Origin of the sequence: Microbispora sp. H10836, from assembly GCF_012999525.1 — a bacterium.
Taxonomy (GTDB): domain Bacteria; phylum Actinomycetota; class Actinomycetes; order Streptosporangiales; family Streptosporangiaceae; genus Microbispora.
In genome coordinates this window covers 1-954 of sequence record NZ_JABBWU010000069.1, presented here as the reverse complement: position 1 = coordinate 954, position 954 = coordinate 1, and the positions used below count along the sequence as shown (strand labels likewise).

The window sequence follows — 954 nt, the reverse complement described above, 5'->3', positions numbered from 1 at the left end:
CAGGCCGGGCCGTACCCGCTCGGCCGGGCTTTCCGGGCGGCCCTTCACGAACGAGCCGCGGCCGTGCTCGCGCTCAATCCAGCCTTGCATGGCAAGGGTCTGAAGCGCCCGCACAACGGTGGTGCGGCCGACGCCGAACTCCCGGACGAGTTGCGTCTCCGAGGGCAGCATGTCGCCGGGCGCGTACTCCCCGTCCCGGATACGCTGCTGAATCGCCGTCATCACCTGGGCGTACTTCGGCGGGGCGAAGTCCATGCTCATGTTAAGCGCCCAATCACTTTTCCACTTGTCTGCATAAGCACAGTAGCGGCTAAGCACAGGCCTGTCAGGACCTCAGCAACCAGCGGGAAGGCTATTGAGCCCGCCCGGACAGCAGCGCCAGCCACACCGCCCGCGCCTCGGCCTCCCGCCAGGCATGGGTGTGCGCTACCCCCGGCTTCAACTGGTTCCCCTTGAACCGGCGGATGTAGGCCAGGCCGCCAGCCGCGCACAGCTCATACCAGGTGTTGCGGTGCTCGTGGCAGGTCCAGGCGAGCACCCGCGACGAGGTGAACTGCCCCGGCTTGTGCCAGGCGAGCGCCTTGGCCCCGTTCTGCAGTGGCGGGAGATGTGGGGATGGGCACGGCCCGCCCCATGCCGGGGTGCGGTTGCTCACCGGTCGGTCCGTTCGAAGCGGACCTGCCCGGCCGCATCAAGCGTCGCCCGGAAGATGATCCGGCGGGACCAGTCGTCCGGCACGGTGCCGAAGTCGTAGACCCGGTGCGTGATCCTCCCCCACGGCTGTCGGGCCGGGTCCATCCGGCGCAACGCCATACGTAGCTCGTCCATCGAGGCGGCCTGCTGAGCACTGGTCCCGCACGGTCCGAGTTCGTCGGTCCCGTTGCCCGTGAGGAAGACTTCCCACTCGAACATCTCCACGGGCACCTGGCCGCCGTCGCAGTACAGGCAGTCCTC

3 protein-coding genes are annotated in these 954 nt (G+C 68.4%); all 3 read right to left on the bottom strand.

Annotated elements, in window-relative coordinates; translation table 11 throughout:
• A partial coding sequence (locus HHX30_RS40295; protein ID WP_169989211.1) for a GntR family transcriptional regulator occupies nucleotides 1-261 on the bottom strand: 261 nt, incomplete at its 3' end.
• Between the two features lie 91 nt (nucleotides 262-352).
• Nucleotides 353-655, bottom strand: a complete 303-nt coding sequence (locus HHX30_RS40290; RefSeq protein ID WP_169989210.1) for a hypothetical protein — start codon at nucleotides 653-655, stop codon at nucleotides 353-355.
• On the bottom strand, nucleotides 652-954 hold a 303-nt coding region (locus HHX30_RS40285), incomplete at its 5' end, for a hypothetical protein (protein WP_169989209.1). The genes HHX30_RS40290 and HHX30_RS40285, both read right to left, overlap by 4 nt.